The sequence below is a fragment of the Flavobacterium sp. MMS24-S5 genome (assembly GCF_050320125.1).
Lineage (GTDB): Bacteria > Bacteroidota > Bacteroidia > Flavobacteriales > Flavobacteriaceae > Flavobacterium > Flavobacterium tyrosinilyticum.
In genome coordinates this window covers 5,387,774-5,409,269 of record NZ_CP190016.1, presented here as the reverse complement: position 1 = coordinate 5,409,269, position 21,496 = coordinate 5,387,774, and the positions used below count along the sequence as shown (strand labels likewise).

Below are 21,496 nucleotides of genomic sequence, written 5' to 3'. Positions count from 1 at the left end.
CCAATGCAGATGTGTGAATCACATTGACAACAACGACAGAAGTAATAATAATTGAGATTTGCATCATTTATTTTTTTAGTGTCACAAAAGTAAGTAAACTTCTGGAAGTAAAAAAATAAAATCTCAACATTTCAAAGACTTCTTGTTATTATCTTCACATTTTAACAAAAAATATTAAACAATTGTAGATTGTCCAATACTTACATTATCATTATTGAAATACAGCAAATCATCTTTGCTGAAAATAAAATTAGAAACGAACTCTCCTACTTCGTTTGTTCCAAATTTTGAATCTGGTTTCAAATCAACTGTAACCACTTTGTATTCAATTGCTTTTTCTACAGCTTTATAGATTACATGAGCTTCTTTAGTTAATCCAAAATGTTCTAACAAAAGCGCTGCCGCTAAAATCGAAGCAATTGGATTGGCTATATTTTTTCCTTTTGCCTGCGGATATGATCCATGAATTGGTTCAAACAAGGCATTCTTTTCTCCTAAAGATACTGATGGCAGTAAACCTATAGATCCTGTAATTACACTAGCTTCATCCGACAAAATATCTCCAAACAAGTTCTCAGTCAAAATCACATCAAATTGTTTCGGATTTAAAATCAGCTGCATGGCTGCATTATCCACAAATAAGAAATCAAGCTTAACATCTGGATAATCTTCGCTTACTTTCTGAACTACTTTTCTCCATAATCTTGAAGTCTCCAAAACATTTGCTTTATCTACCATGGTTAGCTTTTTGCGTCGTTTTTGTGCCGACTTAAAAGCTAAATGTGCAATTCTAGTAATTTCTTCTTCTGAATATTCACATAAATCAGAAGCGTGTGTTCCTTCTTCATTAAGTGTTTTTTCTCCAAAATAAGCACCACCTGTTAATTCTCTAAAAATGGTAAAATCAGCTCCTTCAATAATTTCTCTCTTTAAAGGAGAAGCTTCAATTAAGGCTTTATAAGGTTTTATAGGACGAATATTAGCAAACAATCCTAATTCTTTTCGCAGTTTTAATAATCCTTGCTCCGGACGAACCTTTGCATTTGGGTTGTTATCGTATTTTGGATCTCCAATCGCACCAAGCAAAACTGCATCTGTATTTAAACAGAGATTCAGCGTTTGTTCTGGCAAAGGACTTCCCGTTTTATCGATAGCAACCGCTCCCATCAGCGCTTCCTCAAAAACAAATTCATGATTATACACTTCGCCAATGGCGTACAAAGCTTTCTTAGCTTGTAAAATTACTTCAGGTCCAATTCCATCTCCTGGTAAAACTGCTATTTTTAAATTCATAATCTCTCGCTCTTTATGTCTTTAAATCCTTATTGTTCCTTAAATTCTTATTTTGAAATATTAACTTCTGATTAATTCTCCTTCTATTTTAGAAGCTTCGATAATCTGATGAATATCTGCATCAACCACTTCTTTTTTAATATCAGCGAATTTTAAAAATTCGATATAAACGATATCTAATTGTGTTTTTGTCAATTCGTAACCTACTTTTTTAGCACGGTAAGCCAAAGCAGCTCTTCCGCTTCTTGCTGTCAAAATGATTGAAGATTCATTTACACCCACATCTAGCGGATCCATAATCTCGTAAGTTGCTCTATTTTTGATAACACCGTCTTGGTGAATTCCAGAACTATGCGCAAAGGCATTTGCTCCAACAATCGCTTTATTTGGCTGTACAATCATTCCCATACTTTCAGAAACCAAACGACTCATTTCGTTCAATTCTCTTGTATTGATGTTTGTGTCTAAATTTAAGTAAGGGTGTTGTTTGAAAATCATTACCACTTCTTCAAGCGCCGTATTTCCTGCTCTTTCACCAATACCATTAATAGTACATTCTATTTGTCTTGCTCCATTGATAGCTCCTGCAATTGAGTTTGCAGTTGCCATTCCTAAATCATTATGACAGTGACATGAAAGGATTACGTTTTCGATTCCTTTTACGTTTTCTTTTAAGTATTTAATTTTTGCTCCGTATTCTTCTGGAAGACAGTATCCAGTAGTATCAGGAATATTCAATACAGTTGCTCCAGATTTAATAACTTCTTCACAAACCTTAGCTAAGAACGCATTATCTGTTCTACCTGCGTCTTCTGCGTAGAATTCTACATCTTCTACATAAGATTTAGCATGCGCTACAGCAAATTTTGCTCTTGCAATAATATCTTCAGGCGTAGTTTGTAATTTGTGGAGTATATGAGATTCTGAAGTTCCGATTCCAGTATGGATTCTTGGTTTCTTAGCGTGCTTTAAAGCAGCTGCTGCAACATCAATGTCGTTTTTTACGGCTCTTGTAAGTCCGCAGACGGTTGCATTTTCTACAATTTTACAAATCTCAGAGACCGATAAAAAATCGCCCGGACTTGACACAGGAAAGCCTGCTTCGATAATGTCAACTCCCATTTTGTCTAGTCGTTCTGCGATAACTAATTTTTGCTTAGTATCTAACTTACATCCTGGAACTTGTTCACCATCTCGCAATGTGGTGTCAAAAATTTGAACTTTCTCTCTATTCATATTCATTAATTTAATGTAATTTCACATCTTGATAACAAATATATATTGTACTATTACAGTATGAAATTCATTTTAATGAAATTATACTGTTCATAAAACGTTTTATCTTATACTAAACAACTCATAATCAATAAGTTATATTATTATTTTTTACAATGGCTAACCATCAAAAAGATTTCTTATTTGTTCTAATCAAATCACTTTCGAAATCAGAAAAAAGGCAGTTTAAAATTTTTGCAAGCCGATTAGAAACGAGTTCAAACACAAAATTTATCGAATTATTCAATATTTTAGATAAATCTGAAGTTTATGATGAAAAACTCATTCTTAAAAGTGGTATTATCCAAAAAGTACAGTTATCTAATTTAAAATCATACTTATACAAACAGATTCTAGTCAGTATAAGATTAAATATTCCTAGCCAGAACATTCGTTATCAGCTTCGAGAGCAAATGGATTTTGCCGTTATTCTATATAATAAAGGATTATACAAGCAGAGTTTAAAAATTCTAGACAAGACCAAACAGCAAGCTTTAGAAAATGACGAAAAATATATGGCGTATGAAATTGTTGAATTCGAAAAACTAATCGAATCGCAATATATTACCCGAAGTATTCAAGGGCGCGCTGACGAATTGGTTGTTCAGGCGAAAGAATTGAACTACCGAAATACGATTTCAAGTAAATTATCCAACTTATCGCTTCAGCTATACGGCATCATGCTAAAAACGGGTTACGTAAAGAGTGATGAAGAATACAAATATATAGACGACTATTTTAACAGACATATTGCAAAACTAGACGAAAGCAAGTTTGGTTTCCGCGAAAAATACTGGTTTTATAATGCTAATCTTTGGCGAAGCTTTCTGGTACAGGATTTCTTGGCGAGCTATAAATTTGCCTATAAATGGGTTCAGCTTTTTTATGATAATCCAAATATGATTTATCTGAATCCTGTGTTTTTCTTAAAAGGAAACCACTATTTTCTGGAATCGCTTTATATGCTGAAATATACCTCGAATTTCAAGAGATATTTGAATCTTTTAGAAGAAACCATTGCAGACCCTAAGTTTCCTTCAAATGATAATCTTGCTTCCTTGTCTTTCTTATATGTATACAACAATAAATTAAATCTGCATATTTTAGAAGGCACTTTCGCGGAAAGCGAATATTTAATTCCTGAGATTTTAAATAAACTGAAAGTACACAGCGAACATCTTGATGAGCATCACGAAATGTTGTTTTTCTATAAAATTGCTTCTATTTATTTTGGTAACGAAAAATACAATGAATGCATTAATTATTTAGATAAAATCATCAACAACAAAAACTTGACCATGCGCGAAGATTTAATGTGCTTTGCAAGATTATTGTCTCTGATTGCACATTATGAGCTTGGAAAAGATTATTATTTAGAAAATCATTTGAAAAGCACGTATAAGTTCTTATTGAAAATGAACGACTTGCACGAAGTTCAAAAAGAGATTATCAAGTTTTTAAGAAACCTAAACAACTTCTACCCTGCTGATATTAAAAAGGAATTCAAAAAAATGCATACTCGTTTCGTAGAACTTGAAAAGAACACCTACGAAAAAAGAGCTTTCTTATATCTTGATATTATTTCGTGGTTGGAAAGCAAAATCGAAAATAGAAAAATTGCTGATATTATAAAGGAGAAAGCGAAATTGAACAACAGATAAATGTTTTAAATTCCAATAAAGAAATTCCAAATTCCAATCAAAAGGGTTGAAAAACTTTGTTTTTCAACCCTTTTTGTCATCCTGAGAAACTAAGGATCGCACTCGTAAATCAACTAAGATTGGAGAATTACCTTTCGATAGTTTCTAGTGTGATTCTTCGTTCCTCAGGATGACATACTAAATGCTAAAAACAACAAACCCGACAGTTTCTTAAAACCTGTCGAGTTAATAACCATAAAAAAATCCCAAACTCCGATAATTGGAATTTGGGATTTTATATATTGAAAATTTAAAAAAAAACTATTCGACTATATTAGAAGTAGTAACATAGAAATCTTTATCTACTTCTACTTTTCTGTCTTCGTTTGTTGTTTTTACTGATTGCCATTCTGTAGTTGGTTTCAGCCAAGTTTCAACACCGTTTAATTTTACTCTTACCGGCATATCAAATTTAGAAACACAGTTTGTCCAGTGGTAACCGAAAGTTCCGTTTTTAAACATATATTCAAAAACCGGAATTTGAGTTGTAGTTAAATATTGGGCAAAAACTCTGTTGAAGTTAATTCCTGACTGATCGTTGATATAATCTTGAATCTGTTTTCCTGTAACTGTCTGATGATAGAAAGTCTTATTCATACCTCTTAAAATCGATTTCCATTTTGCATCATCATTGATTACCTGACGAATCATATGTAGCATTGAAGCTCCTTTTGGGTACATATCGCCAGAACCTTCATTGTTTACATCGTAATGTCCGATAATTGGAATATCATTTTGAATGTTTTTTCTACAGCCTATAACATATTCTGCACCAGCTTCTTTTCCGTAATAGTATTCAACAAATAAACTTTCTGAATAGTTTGTAAAACTTTCATGAACCCACATATCAGCAATATCTTTGTAGGTAATATTATTAGCGTACCATTCGTGCCCAGATTCGTGAATAATGATAAAATCAAACTTTAATCCCCATCCTGTTCCGCTCAAATCACGTCCTAAATATCCATTTTTATATTGATTGCCATAAGTTACAGAACTTTGGTGCTCCATTCCTAAATATGGAACTTCAACCAATTTATAGCTGTCTTCGTAGAACGGATAAGGTCCGAACCAGCTTTCAAAAGCCTTCAGCATTTTTGGAGCATCTTTAAACTGCTCTTTTGCTAAAGCTAGATTATCTTTTAAAACATAATAATTGCAGTCTAAGTTTCCTTTTTCGCCTTTAAAAACCTCAGAAAAATTCACATAATCACCAATATTGATATTTACGCCATAATTATTAATCGGATTTGCAACATACCAATTGAAAGTTTTAGTTCCGTCTTTTTCTTTTTTAACGCTCTGTAATCTTCCGTTTGAAACCTCTGTTAAGTCTCCTGGAACATTTACGCTGATTAGCATATTTTCTACTTCATCGTACATGTGATCTTTACATGGCCACCAAACACTTGCACCTAAACCTTGGCAAGATGTCGCAATAAAATCTTTTCCGTTTTTATCTTTTTTCCAAGAGAAACCACCATCCCAAGGAGCTCTAACAGCTTCTTTAGGTTTTCCTTCAAAGAAAACTACGATTTCTTTTACTGCACCAACTTTTTGCTTTTCTATTAAAGTAATAAAGAAAGCATTTCCATTTCTTTCAAATTTTAAATCTTTACCATTCTGAGTTACTTTGGTAATATTCATTGGTTGCTGCAAATCGATCTGCATAAGATTGTTCTCTGTTAAAACAGTATAACGAACAGTATTTGAACCTGAAATAAATTTTTCTGCAGGCTTAACCTTTACATCAAGATGATAATATTTTAAATCCCACCAGGCTCTTTCTTTTGTGATGCTTCCGCGTAAAGTATCCTGATGTGTAAAAACGGTTTCTGACTTATTTAAAAGTCCCTGAGCATTGGCAGTAAAACCAACCAAAAAGGCGATAAAAATGCCACTAAAATATTTTTTCATTATTTATAAATTTGTACGAAATAAAGGATTTAAATCAGTTTATTTTCAACAAATGTAAACATTCAGATCAAGTATTTTAAAATTTTATGATTTCCGACAGAAAAAAAAATCATTTATTTCAATTAATCTTCTCTATTTTAGTGGTTTTAAAATACTAGAATCATATATGAGATTTGGCACAATACTTTCGTTTTTGCTGGTAATAATTGCAACTACTGTTAATTCACAAAATATCCTCATTCATAAAACAAATAAAAAAATAAAGATCGATGGTGATTTAACCGACTGGAAAATACCTTTTCTTGGCCTTTTTGTAATTCATAATACAGGAGAAAGCGCCACTCAAAAAACCTTGGTTTCGCTTTCGTGGAATAATAAAAACCTTTACATCGCTTACAACTGCACTGATTCTAAAATTGTTGGAACGCCACAAATAAAAGATTCGCAGATTTTTCAAACAGATGATTTAGCTGAAATTTTTCTTGATCCAGACGGAGATAGCCAAAACTATATTGAAATTGGAGTAAACGCATTTTCTACAAAATATGATTTACTTTTAAAATGCATTTCGGAAGAATGCGGAGGATGGAATACCTCAATGGATTTTGATGCTAAAGGTTTAGAAACTGTCAGTAAAATCAATAAAGACGGATACACTGTAGAAATAAAAATTCCTTTTTCTAGTCTTAGAAAAATTAAAAATGGCGGTTTTTCGAAACCTAAAGTCGGAACTAAATGGAAAGGAAATGCTTTTAGAATCGATTACGGTAACACAACCGAATATCTTGCTTTACAGGCTTATAATAGTTTAAAGTTTGGATTTCATCAACCGCAAGAATTTGCTGTTTTTGAGTTTGTGAAGTAATTATATAATGGGAAAAAATTGTACTTCTGTTGGCTTAAAATATTCTGCATCCTCAACTAAAAACTTAAAAGCCGTATTAGTTTTTGTCATTTTATAAACTTCAAAAATAGACTTGTTGCGTACAAAATGAGCATTTTGATAAAATCTATCATTAAAATTTCCATAAAATGCATACGTTTCCAAAAACATAGAAATCCCTTTCTTTAGAATTGTAAGATTTAAAAAAGCTTTGGGTAAGAATATATCGAGAAAAGCATTATTATCTACATACAGCTCTCCAGTACTTTCATTAATTGGATAAAAATTTCCATATGGAGATCTTTCCAAAAATAAAATCATTCTCTGTCCTTTTTTTAATTCTTTATTTCTTGGATCACATAACCATTCTTTCCAGATTGCTATATTAATTTTTGAGCTCGATTTCCCTTTTATGAACTCACTTATCGTGAACTCATATTCATTTTTAGAAACTTTAGAAATAGTTCCGTCAACAATCAAAACGGCTTTAGAAATAACCAACGAATATGGCATTACATTTTTCTTAAAGCCATAGTTTAAAATCGGAACCAAAAGCAAAAACAAGTATACAGCTAATCGCATAAATTATTATTTCATACTAAAATAGTATATTTTTTTGTTATAAAAGATAATACAAACATAGCCTGCGGTTTCAACCGCGGGAAGACATGCAATATAGCAATACGTTTCCCGCGGTTGAAACCGCGGGCTATATCATATAGATGCTTACGGAATTATTTGAAACTATTTTTGACGTTTCTTCAAAACTTCCACAACATCATTCAATTGATATCCTTTTGCTTGAAGCAGAATCAAATAATGAAACAATAAATCAGCGCTTTCGCTAAGGAACAAATCATCATTATCATCTTTAGCTTCAATAACGACTTCTATAGCTTCTTCGCCTACTTTTTGGGCAATTTTATTGATTCCTTTTTCAAATAGAGAAGCGACATAACTTTTCTCAGAATCAGCATTTTCTCTTCTAGTTTTGATTGTGTTTTCTAGTTGAGAAATAAAACCGTAATTCGCATCATTTGGTTCTTGCCAACAAGTATCTGCACCAGTATGGCACGTTGGCACAGGTTTTGCTTGAATTAAAAGCGTATCACCGTCGCAGTCGTTTTTAATGCTTACTAAGTTTAAAAAGTTACCACTTTCCTCGCCTTTTGTCCAAAGTCTTTGCTTAGAACGGCTAAAGAAAGTTACTTTTTGTGTTTCTATTGTTTTTTGAAGCGATTCTTCATTCATATATCCCAACATCAAAACATTTTTTGTTTCTGAATCTTGGATTATAGCTGGAATTAATCCGTGTGCGCTTTTGATATCGATGTCCATAATTATTTTAGATTTTTGATTTCAGATTTTTGATTCTCAAAGCTGAAATTGATTTTTTTATTTATTGATTGAAATTTGGATTTTTTACAACCTTACTTCAATACCATTATTCTTAAGTTCTTGTTTCAAAGCTTTGATTTCGATTTCTTTAAAGTGAAAAACGCTTGCCGCTAAAGCTGCATCAGCTTTTCCTTTTTTGAAAGAATCTACAAAATGGTGAATATTTCCAGCGCCTCCCGAAGCAATAATCGGAATATTTACTAGTTCTGAAAGTTTAGCCAAAGCTTCATTTGCAAAACCGTTTTTAGTTCCGTCGTTGTCCATCGAAGTAAAAAGGATTTCTCCAGCGCCTCGTTCCGCAACTTCAACTGCCCAATCAAACAGATTCAGTTCTGTTGGTACTTTTCCGCCAACCAAATGCACAATCCATTGTCCGTCAATCTGTTTAGCGTCGATTGCAACAACAACACATTGACTTCCAAATTTCTGCGCCAAATCATTAATCAACTGCGGATTTTTAACAGCCGATGAATTAATTGAGACTTTATCGGCTCCATTATTCAGCAGAATATCAACATCTTCTACAGATGAAATTCCGCCGCCAACTGTAAACGGAATATTGATTTTCTCTGCGACGCTTCGCACCATATTTACCAATGTTTTGCGTCTTTCTTCTGTAGCCGAAATATCCAAAAAAACCAATTCATCTGCTCCTTCAGCCGAATAAATTTCAGCTAATTCAACAGGATCTCCAGCATCACGCAAATCCACGAAATTAACGCCTTTTACGGTTCTTCCGTTTTTTATATCTAAGCAAGGTATTATTCTTTTTGCTAACATATTTTTGTTGTTTCACAGAGTCTCACAAAGAGTCCGCAGAGATTCGCAAAGATTTTTTTGTGAATCTTTGCGTTTTACTTTGTGCATCTTTGCGAAATAATCTATTTATTTAAAATATAATTTTCTAACTGTTTTAAAGTAATTCTTCCTTCGTAGATCGCTTTTCCGATAATTGTTCCTTCACAGCCTAACTCAGCTAGTTTTGGAAGCTCATCAAAAGTTGAAATTCCGCCAGAAGCGATTAGTTTTATGCCTTCAGCTTCTGCTAAAATTTTACTGTATAAATCAAAACTTGAGCCTTGAAGCATTCCATCTTTGGCAATATCTGTACAAATAACATACTGAATCCCTTTTGATTGATAATCTTGAATAAACGGAACCAAATCTTCATTTGATTCTTCTAACCAGCCTGAAACCGCAATTTTTTCATCTTTAGCATCAGCTCCTAAAATGATTTTTTCTGAACCATATTCTGAAATCCATTTTTCGAAAATTGCTCTGTTTTTGACCGCGATACTACCGCCAGTTATTTGGTTTGCACCACTTTCAAAAGCAATTCTTAAATCATCATCTGATTTTAATCCGCCGCCAAAGTCAATTTTTAAACCTGTTTGTGTTGCTATTTGTTCTAATATCTTATAATTGACAATTTTACTTGATTTTGCACCGTCAAGATCAACTAAATGCAGATATTCTATTCCGTGCGCTTCAAATGATTTTGCCACTTCAAGGGGATTTTCGTTGTAAATTATTTTAGTATCATAATCACCTTTGGACAAACGAACGCATTTTCCTTCAATGATATCTATGGCTGGTATTATTCTCATGTTTTGATATTTTAGATTTTAGAGTTCAGATTTTAGATTCTCTAAAAATTGATATTTTGATTGAAATTGATTTTTGATATTGATTTTCAATTGGAATTTAAGAGATTGGAATTTCAAAATTTTACATTTTTAAAAAATTTCCTAGAATCTTTTCTCCAACATCACCGCTTTTTTCTGGGTGAAATTGAGTTCCGTAAAAATTATCTTTCTGCAAAGCCGATGCATATTCAACGTCGTAATTTGTTGTAGCAATAGCTTCATCACAATTTGGCGCATAAAAACTGTGAACCAAATACATGAATTCATTTTCAGAAATACCTTTAAACAAATCGGTTTTTAAATCATAAATCTGATTCCATCCCATTTGTGGCACTTTTACGTTGTTTGAAAATTTCAAAACATCAACATCAAAAATCCCTAGACCTTCTGTATTTCCTTCTTCAGTTTTATTGCACATCAATTGCATTCCAAGACAAATTCCTAAAACAGGCTGTTTCAATTCTGGAATCAAACCATCCAAACCGCTTTCACGAAGTTTAGCCATTGCCGAACTCGCTTCGCCCACGCCTGGGAAAATCACTTTATCAGCCGATTTAATTTCGTCCGGATCATTACTCAAAACTGCCTTAAATCCCAATCTTTCAATAGCAAACATAATGCTCTGAATATTTCCTGCTCCGTAATTTATAATTACTATTTTCATTAAAAAAGCTTTAAGCTTTAAGCCGTAAGCTTTAGGCTTATTGCCTATTGCTTATAGCTTATAGCGTTTTACAACATTCCTTTCGTTGAAGGCAAAATCATTTTTTCGGTGTCTCTTTTTACGGCTACTTTTATCGCTTTTGCGAAAGCTTTAAAAATGGCTTCAATTTTATGATGTTCGTTGATTCCTTCTGCTTTGATATTTAAGTTGGCTTTTGCGCCGTCTGTAAATGATTTAAAGAAGTGATAGAACATTTCTGTCGGCATTTTACCTACCATTTCGCGTTTGAATTCCGTTTCCCAAATTAACCAATTTCTTCCTCCAAAGTCAATTGCTGCTTGTGCTAGACAATCATCCATAGGAAGACAGAATCCGTAACGCTCGATTCCTAATTTGTTTCCTAACGCTTTCGCGAAAACTTCTCCTAAAGCAATTGCAGTATCTTCTATGGTGTGGTGTTCATCTACTTCTAAATCGCCTTTTACAGTAATTTGCAAGTCCATTTGACCGTGACGTGAAATTTGATCTAACATGTGATCAAAAAATGCAATTCCAGTATCGATTTTACTTTTCCCTGTTCCGTCAAGATTCAGATTTATGTAAATATCCGTTTCGTTTGTTTTACGCGTAATAGAAGCAGAACGCGCTTCTAATTTCAGGAATTCGTAAATCTTCTTCCAATCCATTGATTGTAAAACGATTGTTTCGTTCAATTCTTCACGTTTTGCTGAAATTTCATTGCTTCCAGCGCCATCTGTATCATTCATGAAAATGGCTTTCGCACCAAGGTTTTTAGCCAATTCGACATCTGTTAAACGATCTCCTAAAACAAAAGAATTCTCTAAATCATATTCTGGATTGTTTAAATATTTAGTCAGCATTCCCGTTCTTGGTTTGCGTGTTGGCGCATTTTCTTCTGGAAAAGTTCTGTCTACAAAGATTTCATCAAAAACAACTCCTTCATTTTCAAAAGCTTTTAGAATAAAATTCTGCGTTGGCCAAAAGGTATCTTCAGGAAAACTATCCGTTCCTAAACCATCCTGATTGGTTACCATTGCCAATTCGTAATCTAATTCATTGGCAATTTTAGCCAGATATTGAAACGCTTTTGGATAAAACTCTAGTTTATCCAAGCTGTCTAATTGTAAATTTTCAGGTTCTAAAACAATCGTTCCATCACGATCGATAAAAAGTACTTTTTTCATATATTTTATTTTTCTGCCACAGATTTCACAGATTAACATGATTTTTTAGCCACGAATTCACGAATTTCTCTAATTCAATTCGTGTAATTTGTGTAATTCGTGGCTAAAAATCACGCACAGAAAGAAATCATTTTAATCATTATAATCTGTGGCTAATATTTTTATTTCAATAGTTTCAATTCTCTAATTACAACTGCATTTTCTTCTTTTGTTCCAATTGTAAAACGAAGGCAATTTTCGCATAAAGGCTGTGTTGTTCTATTGCGAATAACGATTCCTTTTTCAATTAATTGATCGTATCTTTTGTTAGCATCATCTACTTTGGCTAGAATAAAATTAGCTTCCGTTGGATATACTTTTTCAACAAAACTCACTTCAAGTAAAACTTTAAGCAATTCTTCTCTTTGCTCAATAATAGAAGCTATTTCTTGTTTTATTTTATCAGAATCTTTCAAACGTTCTTTCGCTCTTTGCTGCGTCAATTCGTTTACATTATAAGGCGGTTTAATTTTATTTAAAACCGAAATCACAGCTTCAGATGCATAACAGATTCCTAAACGAATTCCAGCCAAACCATACGCTTTTGAAAGCGTTTGTGTAATCACTAAATTTGGATATTCGTCAATTTCCGTCAGCCAGCTTTCTTTGTCTGAGAAGTCAATATAAGCTTCATCAATAATAACTAGACCTTTGAAATTTTGCAACAGTTTAACTACACTTTCATCTGAAAATGAATTTCCTGTTGGGTTGTTTGGCGAACATAAAAAGATGATTTTGGTATTCTCGTCAACCGCTTCTAGAATCTTTTCAACTTGAGGCTGAAAATCTGTCGATAGAAGAACTTCTCTGTTTTCAACAGCATTAATATTAGCTAAAACACCATACATTCCGTATGTTGGCGGCAACGAAACAACATTATCTTTATTAGGCTCGCAAAAAGCTCTAAAAAGCAAGTCTAAAACTTCGTCACTCCCATTTCCTAATAAAATCTGATTTTGCTTTACCAAGTTATTTTTAGCCAATATAGCTTTAACTGAGTTCTGCTGCGGATCCGGATAGCGGTTTACGCCATTTTGAAACGGATTTTCATTAGCATCCAAAAAAATCATTTCAGCTGTATCAAAATCTTCAAACTCATCTCTTGCAGACGAATATGGTTTTAAGGATTTTACGTTTTCACGTGTTATTGTATTTATATCGAATTTCATTTTTATTTATTTTTTAGAATATAGAATAAAGACGATAGACTCTCTTCTGATTTGCAGTTTTTTTACTCTATGTTCTATATTCTATACTCTTTTCTCTTTATAAACTCTTCAATCTTAATGTTACAGCATTTTTATGCGCTTGTAAACCTTCAGCTTCAGCCATAGTTTCAATGGCGCTTCCGATATTCAGAATTCCTTCTTTAGTAATTTTCTGAAAAGTCATCGATTTCATAAAACTGTCTAGATTTACACCGCTGTAATTCTTTGCATAACCATTTGTTGGCAAAGTATGATTCGTTCCTGAAGCATAGTCTCCGGCACTTTCAGGCGTGTAATTTCCAATAAAAACAGAACCTGCATTTACGATTCCGTTACAGTAAAAATCATCATATTCAGAACAGATTATAAAGTGCTCTGGCCCATATTCGTTGATTAAATCTAAAGCGATTTGATCGTTTTCCACATAAATTAATTTCGAGTTTTCGATCGCTTTCTCTGCAATAGCTTTTCTTGGGAGCGCTTCTAACTGAGATTGTACTTCTTTCTCTACTTCTCCAATTAGTTTTTTTGAAGTCGAAACTAGAATCACTTGGCTATCTGTGCCGTGTTCTGCTTGAGATAATAAATCTGAAGCCACAAAAGCTGGAACCGCTGTATCATCGGCCACAATTAATAATTCTGAAGGCCCTGCAGGCATGTCAATTGCAACTCCAAATTGCGTTGCCAATTGTTTTGCTACCGTTACAAATTGATTTCCTGGACCAAAAATCTTGTATACTTTCGGAATGGACTGGGTTCCAAAAGTCATTCCAGCAATTGCCTGAATTCCTCCAACTTTTAGAATTTTCGTTACGCCGCATAAATTCGCCGCATACAAGATTGCTGGATTAATTTTCCCTTTTTTATCTGGTGGAGAACACAATACAATTTCTTTACAACCCGCAATTTCAGCAGGAACTGCCAACATTAAAACAGTAGAAAACAAAGGCGCTGTTCCTCCAGGAATGTACAAACCAATTTTTTGAATTGGTCTTTTCTCTTGCCAGCAATTTACTCCTTCAATTGTTTCCACTTCGACTCTTTCTGTTTTCTGAGCGTTGTGGAATTTATAAATATTTTCTTTTGCTAATTCAATAGCTTCTTTTAATTCATTCGGAATCAAACCAATCGCTTCAGTTATTTCTTCTTCTGAAACTTCATAATTATCTTGTGAAATTCCATCAAAAATAGAAGTGTATTTTGCTACAGCTTCATCTCCTTTTCTTTGTACTTCCTTGAAGATCTCTTTTACTGTAATTTCAATATCATCAACGGTTTTGGTTGGCCTTTTTAATATTTCTGACCAGATTTCTGGTTTTGGATTATCTATTTTATTCATGCCTTTATTTTTTTAACGCAAAGGGCGCAAGGTTTTATTATTCTCTTTGTCTAGAAAAACGCTAAGTTCGCAAAGCTGCAATTACAGTTTGGAATTTGGAATTTTCATATTGAAATTTCTATTTTTATAACACCATTTTCTCAATTGGGCAAACTAGAATCCCTTCTGCTCCTACTTCTTTTAGCTGGTCAATTACATCCCAGAAAGTGTCTTTGTCGATTACAGAGTGAACACTACTCCAACCTTCTTGAGCCAGAGGAAGAACCGTTAAACTTCTCAAAACGGGAAGGATTTTTCCAACCGCTTCGATTTTATCGTTTGGAACGTTCATTAGGATATATTTCGAATTTCTAGCTCTTAAAACCGCTTGAATTCTGAATTTTAAAGTATCAATGTGTTTTTGAATTTCTGGAGAAACTTTTGGAGAAACTGCCAAAACGGCTTCGCTTTTTAAGATTACTTCAACCTCTTTTAAGTTGTTTTTAAAAAGCGTGCTTCCGCTTGAAACGATATCTACAATTGCATCTGCAAGCCCAATATTTGGCGCAATTTCCACTGAACCAGAAATTTGGTGAATATCTACCTTTATACCAAATTTACTGAAATATTCGTTAACCGTGTTTGGATAAGAAGTTGCAATACGAAGATTGGCTAAATCTTGAACTGAATTGTATTCGAAAGTTTTAGGAACTGCAACCGAAACTTTGCATTTTGAGAAACCTAGTTTCTGAACTACTTCAATTCCTTTTCCTTTTTCTACCAAAAGATTGTCGCCAACAATTGCTAAATCTACTACTCCATCAATTAAATACTGTGGAATGTCTGAATTTCGAAGATATAAAACTTCAAGAGGAAAGTTTGAAGCTTCTGCTTTTAACTGATCGATTCCGTTGTTGATTGAAATACCGCAGTCTTTTAGAACTTGAATGCTGTCTTCGTTTAAACGACCCGATTTTTGAATTGCAATTTTTAAAGTACTCATTTTTTTAGTTGTTTGTTGGATTAATAGTTTGAGTACAAAGAGAGTTAGAATTAAAAAACCCGTTTGATGTACTCAAACGGGTTTTAAAATATGATGATTTACACGCATATCATTAACACATCGCTTGAGAGCAATAATGTAAATGATGATGATGTAATTGAATTGAAATCATGATTGGTTTTGTTTTTACTTCTTTGATTCGGTTGCAAATATACTAGATAAAATAATTAAAAAGCAATTTTTATTTTAACTTAACGACAGTTTATTGTTAAAAATCGTTTTCTACAGCATTTTACTTAATGAATTTAAAATTACTTTAACGAATTATCATATTCTTCAAAAACCAATAATACCTTGGTTCCTTTCCCAATTTCACTTTCAATTTTAAATTTAATCTGTAGCAAATCTGTCATTCGTTTTACTATAAACAAGCCAAGTCCTGTTCCTTTTATTTCAGAGTGATTTAAGGAATCTGACCTAAAAAAAGGATTCAAAATAGACTCTAAATCTTTCTTTGCAATTCCAATTCCATGATCTGAAATAGTGCACGAAATTTTTTGATTTTCTCTTGATAATGAAATTCTAATTTCACTATTCGGTTTAGAATACTTAACAGCATTTGAAATGATATTTCGAAGAATAGTTACCACTAAATAATTATCAGAATAAATATAAAATTCTTCTTGAGCATCCAAAATCACATTTATTTGTCCAGACTTTATTTTCTCTGTATTTAATGTCAGCACGTCCAAAACTACTGCGTTCAGATAAACATTTTCTTTTAAAATGTTCTGTTTTTGATTCTCAAAACGAGCCATCATAAGCAACTGATCTACAAGAGAATTCAAATGGTCAACCTCATTAATACAGTAGTTTATTTTTTCTTCGTATTCCTTGTTATCACGAGGTTTACGAATAAGTACTTCAAGTGTTCCTTTAATAACAGTTAAAGGCGTTCTTAATTCATGCGAAGCATCAGATGTGAACTGTTTTTCACGTTCAATCGCATCTTCAATTCGGTTCAACAAATTATTAATTGTTTTCGAAAGCGTAAACAATTCATCCCTTGTTTTTGGCAACGGAATTCTTGCTTTCAGATTGTCTTTCGTAATAATCTTTGAAGTTTGAATAATATTATTAATTGGCTTAATACTTCGCCCTGCATAAAATCTTGCTAGAAAAAATAAAATCAAAAGAATAATGGGAAAAGCAATCAATAAAGTGTCCATTAGATTATCCAAAACTTTTGAAGAATCAGAAAGCGACATTGCAATAATCAAATAACCCACTTTTTTAGATTGTACATGAAGTGGAACTTGTATCTGGCGAATTTTATTTCCTAATAATTTCGTATCAAAAGGATGAAACTCTTCTTTCTTACCATGAAAAACGAGTTTCTCATTTTTTAAATTAGGCGATTTTTCGATAATTTTTTTGTTCAAATCCAAAAACTGAACAAAAATAGGATTTACATCTACTGAATTATGTTCTCTTTCCTCCCATTCTTCGGCATCCATAAAAATTACAGCGCCTTTTTCTATTCTTAGTTCTTTAAAATGGTCCTGAACTTCTATATTTAAATTCTCGTCGATATGATTGTAAACGGTAAGTCTTACAATAAAATAAATAGCAGAAAAGACTGCCAACACTAGCAATCCTGTTCCTACTATATAATTTAATGCAATTCTATTTCTAAAGGATAATGAAGTCATTTTATTAATCATTGGCGATATATCCAATGCCACGGATAGTTTTTATATAATCTTCTTCAATTTTAAGATTGAGTTTTTTTCTAATTGCATTCATAAAAACATCAATAACACCCGTGTCGTATTCAAAGTTGATTTCCCAAACATCTCTTAAAATCTGATTTCTTGTGCAGACTTTTCCTTTATGCTGAATTAAATAGGCTAATAGTTCGAACTCACGCTGTGTAAGAGAAATTTCCTCCTCACCTTTTAGAACAATATGTCTCGCCAAATCCATTGTAATGTTTCCAAGATTCAAAGTTTCAGCTTGTTGTTTATTTCTAAAATGAACTTTAATTCGCTCAACCAATTCCTCGAAGCTAAATGGTTTTTTGATATAATCGTTTGCTCCAGCTTTTAATCCTTCTATAGTTTCCTGAACTGTATCTTTTGCAGTCAAAAAAATAATTGGAGTAGTATGGTCTTTAACTCTGATTGCCTTGCAAAGATCTAAACCATTGATTTTTGGCAACATCCAATCTAAAAGAATCAAGTCAAATTTTTGTTCCTGAACCAGTTCAAAACCTTTAGAACCATCGGCAGCGGTTGTAATTTGATACCCTTCTTCTTGTAAGCCTTGTTTTAGAAACTGAACAATTCCTACTTCGTCTTCTACTATTAAAATATGCATCTATCGTATTTAATTAAGATTCGCATTCAATTATACAATTCAAAGATAGAGAATTTCACTCTCAGAAATAAACCTAATTATCAAGAAATAAAGATAATCAGCATCTTAAGCAAACTTTAAGTTAACGTTAAGTAAGGTAAAAGTGGAACTTAATCTGGCATTAATCATTCGAAAGTAATTTTGTAAAAAAATAAAACATATGGATTTTTATAAAAAACTTTCACCTTTTTACAATCTTACAGTATTCTATTTTATTGTGAGTTTCATACTTAGAATAGTTTTACTGTTTCATCCAATTACACAAAGTTCGTTTACTTTTGCCGAAAGCTTGAAAATCTTTTCATTAGGTTTAGTGTCAGACTTTTTTGTTTTTATTTTAGCTTCAGGTTTCTTGTGGCTGTATCTTATTTTTATTTCAAATTCTAAATACAACAAACCTTACGGATATATTATACTTGGAGGTTTTGTGGCGCTTTTAATTTATATCGCTTCCGGAAAAAGCATTTTTGATGAATACGGTGGCGCTTTGCCTAGAATCATTTTGATTTTTGTTTCGATAAAAACACTTCTTTTTGCGCTTTTTCTTTTCTTGCCCCAACAGAGAGATAAGATCCGATTTTGGCTTTTTGCTTTTGTAATTTTTCTTTACGTTTTACTGATTTTACAAAACGCAATAAGTGAGTTTTTCTTTTGGAATGAATTTGGTGTTAAATATAATTTCATCGCTGTCAATTACTTGATTTACACCAATGAAGTAATTGGAAACATTATGCAGTCTTATCCTGTAATTCCTATTTTCTCTGCATTATTTATTATCACTGGAATTATTACGTTTTTTATCATAAAAAAATCAAGAAACTATATTGACAAGATTCCTAGCTTGAATGAAAAATTGAAAATTACAGCCATTTACGGCGTTTTATTTGTTTTTTCTTTATTGGCGATTCCTAGCTTAGCTAAAACAGAAAACTCTAAAAACATATTTGTTAATGAGCTGCAATCGAATGGTATTTATAAGTTCTATTTGGCTTTTCAGAACAACAAATTAGATTATTTTAAATTCTACAAAACGATTCCAAACGAAAAAGCTTTTGCAATTCTAAAGCAAGAAATGCCCACTATTTCAGGGAAAAATACTTTACATGAAATAAAAGAGGATTCGCTCGAACAACGTAAAAATGTAGTTTTAATTACAATTGAAAGTTTAAGTGCCGATTTCATGAAAACGTACGGAAACGAACAGAATATTACCCCATTTTTGGATAGTCTTGCTCAAAAAAGTCTGCTATTTACAAATGTGTATGCGGCTGGAAATAGAACTGTACGCGGTCTAGAAGCCGTAACTTTGTGTCTTCCTCCAACGGCTGGAGAAAGCGTTGTAAAAAGAGAGGATAATAAAAACAAATTTTCGACTGGATCTGTCTTTCTTCAAAAAGGTTACAATGTAAAATTTATGTATGGAGGAGATGCTTTTTTTGATAATATGCAGGATTTCTATACTGGAAATGGTTATCAAATTATTGACAAATCTAGTTTTGCCGAAAATGAAGTTACTTTTTCTAATGTGTGGGGAGTTTGTGATGAAGATATGTACAACAAAGCGATTAAAGTGATGAATGCTGAAGCGAAGGAGAATAAGCCTTTTTTCAATCATATTATGACAGTAAGCAACCACAGGCCTTTTACTTATCCTAATAATAAAATTGACATTCCTGGGGATATTAAATCTCGCGATGGCGGTGTAAAATATACCGATTTTGCTTTAGGCCAATTCTTTAAGCAAGCTCAAAAACAGCCTTGGTTTAAAAATACGGTTTTTGTAATTGTTGCCGATCACTGTGCATCGAGCGCAGGAAAAACGGAACTTCCGTTAGATAAATACAGAATTCCAGCTTTAATATATACTCCAGATATAAAGCCTGAAAAATGCACTAAATTAATGTCTCAAATAGATGTTATGCCAACATTATTTGGTCTTTTAAATTTTGATTACCAAAGTAAATTCTTTGGATGTGATGTTTTCAAACCAGATTATCAGCCAAGAGCTTTTATTGCTACCTATCAGGATTTAGGATTAATAAAAGATAATGTTTTAACTATTTTATCTCCAAAACAGCAGATCAAACAGTTTCAATTAAAACAAAATAGCAAAGCCAGTATTTCTCCCGAATTCCAAATTCATTATGATGAAATACCATTGAAAACAGAAAACAAGAATCTAGTTAACGAAACTATTTCTTATTATCAATCAGCTTCTTACGTATTGAAAGAGAAAGAATACCAGCTTAAAGATTTAGCCAATAAGAATAAAAAATTATACGCAAACATTCGTTAATGTAAGCAATCAAAAAAGCCGCAAATTATAGAATTTGCGGCTTTTTTCTATTTCAATATGAAACTTGAAACAAAAATTTAATCGTTTTGATTTTTCATTCCAAACAAATCACCTTTTTGGAACATTTTCAAATCATCCTGTAAAAATTGATAGTTTCTTTGAGTCACAGCTGGCGCATCTAAATCGCTCAAATCTGGTTTTCCAGCATTTATCCAAGCCGTATACCAGAAACTTGCAGTTGCTGCAATAGCTTTTTTCATTTGGCTTTCAACCATTCCGTTCAATTGTTCATGCAGTTTTTTAGCATAGTCATCAGAGAAAACAGCTGTATTGTATTTCGTTTTCAATACATTTCCTTCAGCATCCATTTTAAACACTTTGTCTTGCGGAGTTGCTACTCTTAGTTTTTTATCGATATCCAATAAAGGCTGTGCTAAACTGTGCGTATCGTTGATCAAGTCCCAAATTGCTTTGTGAACATCTGGATAATATTGCGCTTCAGGAACATTTAATTTGTAATTTTTAACAAACAGCTCTGGCAATCTGCTTTCCCAAAGTGAATGAATTCCTTTTTGGTCTGTCAATTGTCCATCATGATTTGCAGAAGTATGCAATGGCATATGTGCATCACCAACATAATGACCTAAATCTGCCGCTAGGAATAAGATTTCAGCTTTATTTTTTTCTTTAAAAGCTTTAGTCAGTTTTGCCATCATTTCTTCCAAATACCATGGCAAGATTCCGTTATCTGATAAGAATTTAGCATCGTATTTTTGTTTCGCTTCTTCTAATGTTTTTGGATAAGTATCAGCAGCACCAAAGTTTTCCATATCAAAATAGTGTCTTTGGCCTTCTTCTTTATAATTTAAAGCATACTTACGGATATCTGGAACCGAAGCTTCTTGTGTAATAAAATCAATGTGATTGTAGAAAAATATCTGTAATTGTTTTGGTAAAGCCATTACAGCAGCTTTGTTAATACGCTCATGGCCAACATTTCCCCATGACAGCATAATAAAGCCAATAATTAATGCACCGAAAGCGATTAATTTTGGTCTCATTTGGATTTTTTTCATTTGTTTTTTTATTAGAGGGAGCAAATTTAGCTTTAATTAAAGAATACGCAAAAAATACTATCAATAAGATTCTACAATTTTAATTTTTTTAGATTTTAAGCTTTAAAAAGAGTATAAGCTTATATTAACACTAATTTTCTTTATACATTTGCTTTAC

At 32.6% G+C, this 21,496-nt stretch carries 18 protein-coding genes; 3 read left to right on the top strand and 15 right to left on the bottom strand.

Annotation, left to right across the window (positions count from 1 at the left end; genetic code table 11):
• Positions 1–174 precede the first annotated feature (174 nt).
• Both leuB and ACPWTF_RS24915 read right to left on the bottom strand, forming a co-directional pair.
• The gene (gene leuB, locus ACPWTF_RS24920; RefSeq protein ID WP_427873754.1) at positions 175–1,293 is read right to left on the bottom strand and encodes a 3-isopropylmalate dehydrogenase; all 1,119 of its coding nucleotides are present in this window, start codon (positions 1,291–1,293) and stop codon (positions 175–177) included.
• Between the two features lie 60 nt (positions 1,294–1,353).
• Positions 1,354–2,529: a 2-isopropylmalate synthase gene (locus tag ACPWTF_RS24915; RefSeq protein ID WP_095929340.1), complete on the bottom strand. Its 1,176-nt coding sequence runs from the start codon at positions 2,527–2,529 to the stop codon at positions 1,354–1,356.
• A 155-nt stretch (positions 2,530–2,684) separates the two neighbouring features.
• Here ACPWTF_RS24915 and ACPWTF_RS24910 point away from each other — a divergent pair, with 155 nt between their 5' ends.
• On the top strand, positions 2,685–4,229 hold the full coding sequence (locus tag ACPWTF_RS24910; RefSeq protein ID WP_250836110.1) for a hypothetical protein: 1,545 nt from the start codon (positions 2,685–2,687) through the stop codon (positions 4,227–4,229).
• Positions 4,230–4,529: 300 nt separating this feature from the next.
• On the opposite strand, the gene ACPWTF_RS24905 is transcribed toward ACPWTF_RS24910, so the two are convergent.
• Positions 4,530–6,185: a M1 family metallopeptidase gene (locus ACPWTF_RS24905; RefSeq protein WP_427873753.1), complete on the bottom strand. Its 1,656-nt coding sequence runs from the start codon at positions 6,183–6,185 to the stop codon at positions 4,530–4,532.
• A 166-nt stretch (positions 6,186–6,351) separates the two neighbouring features.
• Here ACPWTF_RS24905 and ACPWTF_RS24900 point away from each other — a divergent pair, with 166 nt between their 5' ends.
• A complete protein-coding gene (locus ACPWTF_RS24900; protein WP_427873752.1) occupies positions 6,352–7,050 on the top strand; it encodes a carbohydrate-binding family 9-like protein in 699 nt (232 codons plus the stop codon).
• Here ACPWTF_RS24900 and ACPWTF_RS24895 read toward each other — a convergent pair whose 3' ends face one another.
• The 11 genes from ACPWTF_RS24895 to ACPWTF_RS24845 form a co-directional block, all read right to left on the bottom strand.
• Positions 7,051–7,650, bottom strand: a complete 600-nt coding sequence (locus ACPWTF_RS24895) for a hypothetical protein (protein ID WP_427873751.1) — start codon at positions 7,648–7,650, stop codon at positions 7,051–7,053.
• A gap of 162 nt (positions 7,651–7,812) precedes the next feature.
• Positions 7,813–8,409 carry a bifunctional phosphoribosyl-AMP cyclohydrolase/phosphoribosyl-ATP diphosphatase HisIE gene (gene hisIE / locus ACPWTF_RS24890; RefSeq protein WP_427875790.1) on the bottom strand — a complete coding sequence of 199 codons (597 nt, stop codon included), beginning with the start codon at positions 8,407–8,409 and terminating at the stop codon, positions 7,813–7,815.
• Between the two features lie 81 nt (positions 8,410–8,490).
• The gene (hisF, locus tag ACPWTF_RS24885) at positions 8,491–9,246 is read right to left on the bottom strand and encodes an imidazole glycerol phosphate synthase subunit HisF (RefSeq protein WP_427873750.1); all 756 of its coding nucleotides are present in this window, start codon (positions 9,244–9,246) and stop codon (positions 8,491–8,493) included.
• Positions 9,247–9,347: 101 nt separating this feature from the next.
• Positions 9,348–10,073, bottom strand: a complete 726-nt coding sequence (gene hisA / locus ACPWTF_RS24880; RefSeq protein ID WP_427873749.1) for a 1-(5-phosphoribosyl)-5-[(5-phosphoribosylamino)methylideneamino]imidazole-4-carboxamide isomerase — start codon at positions 10,071–10,073, stop codon at positions 9,348–9,350.
• 121 nt (positions 10,074–10,194) lie between these two features.
• Complete coding sequence (gene hisH / locus ACPWTF_RS24875; protein WP_250836103.1) at positions 10,195–10,776, bottom strand: imidazole glycerol phosphate synthase subunit HisH; 582 nt, start codon at positions 10,774–10,776, stop codon at positions 10,195–10,197.
• 68 nt (positions 10,777–10,844) lie between these two features.
• On the bottom strand, positions 10,845–11,981 hold the full coding sequence (gene hisB / locus ACPWTF_RS24870; RefSeq protein WP_427873748.1) for a bifunctional histidinol-phosphatase/imidazoleglycerol-phosphate dehydratase HisB: 1,137 nt from the start codon (positions 11,979–11,981) through the stop codon (positions 10,845–10,847).
• Between the two features lie 161 nt (positions 11,982–12,142).
• Positions 12,143–13,189, bottom strand: coding sequence for a histidinol-phosphate transaminase (gene hisC / locus ACPWTF_RS24865; RefSeq protein ID WP_427873747.1), 1,047 nt, complete (start codon positions 13,187–13,189; stop codon positions 12,143–12,145).
• A 97-nt stretch (positions 13,190–13,286) separates the two neighbouring features.
• Positions 13,287–14,567, bottom strand: a complete 1,281-nt coding sequence (gene hisD, locus ACPWTF_RS24860; RefSeq protein WP_427873746.1) for a histidinol dehydrogenase — start codon at positions 14,565–14,567, stop codon at positions 13,287–13,289.
• Between the two features lie 124 nt (positions 14,568–14,691).
• On the bottom strand, positions 14,692–15,549 hold the full coding sequence (gene hisG / locus ACPWTF_RS24855; protein WP_427873745.1) for an ATP phosphoribosyltransferase: 858 nt from the start codon (positions 15,547–15,549) through the stop codon (positions 14,692–14,694).
• Between the two features lie 311 nt (positions 15,550–15,860).
• Positions 15,861–17,261, bottom strand: coding sequence for a sensor histidine kinase (locus tag ACPWTF_RS24850; protein ID WP_427873744.1), 1,401 nt, complete (start codon positions 17,259–17,261; stop codon positions 15,861–15,863).
• A gap of 4 nt (positions 17,262–17,265) precedes the next feature.
• Positions 17,266–17,928, bottom strand: coding sequence for a response regulator transcription factor (locus ACPWTF_RS24845; RefSeq protein WP_427873743.1), 663 nt, complete (start codon positions 17,926–17,928; stop codon positions 17,266–17,268).
• Positions 17,929–18,127: 199 nt separating this feature from the next.
• Between ACPWTF_RS24845 and ACPWTF_RS24840 the strand changes: the two genes are divergently transcribed.
• Positions 18,128–20,263, top strand: coding sequence for an LTA synthase family protein (locus ACPWTF_RS24840; protein WP_427873742.1), 2,136 nt, complete (start codon positions 18,128–18,130; stop codon positions 20,261–20,263).
• Positions 20,264–20,340: 77 nt separating this feature from the next.
• Here the strand turns inward: ACPWTF_RS24840 and ACPWTF_RS24835 are convergent, their stop codons facing one another.
• The gene (locus ACPWTF_RS24835) at positions 20,341–21,339 is read right to left on the bottom strand and encodes a zinc dependent phospholipase C family protein (protein ID WP_427873741.1); all 999 of its coding nucleotides are present in this window, start codon (positions 21,337–21,339) and stop codon (positions 20,341–20,343) included.
• Positions 21,340–21,496: the final 157 nt, after the last annotated feature.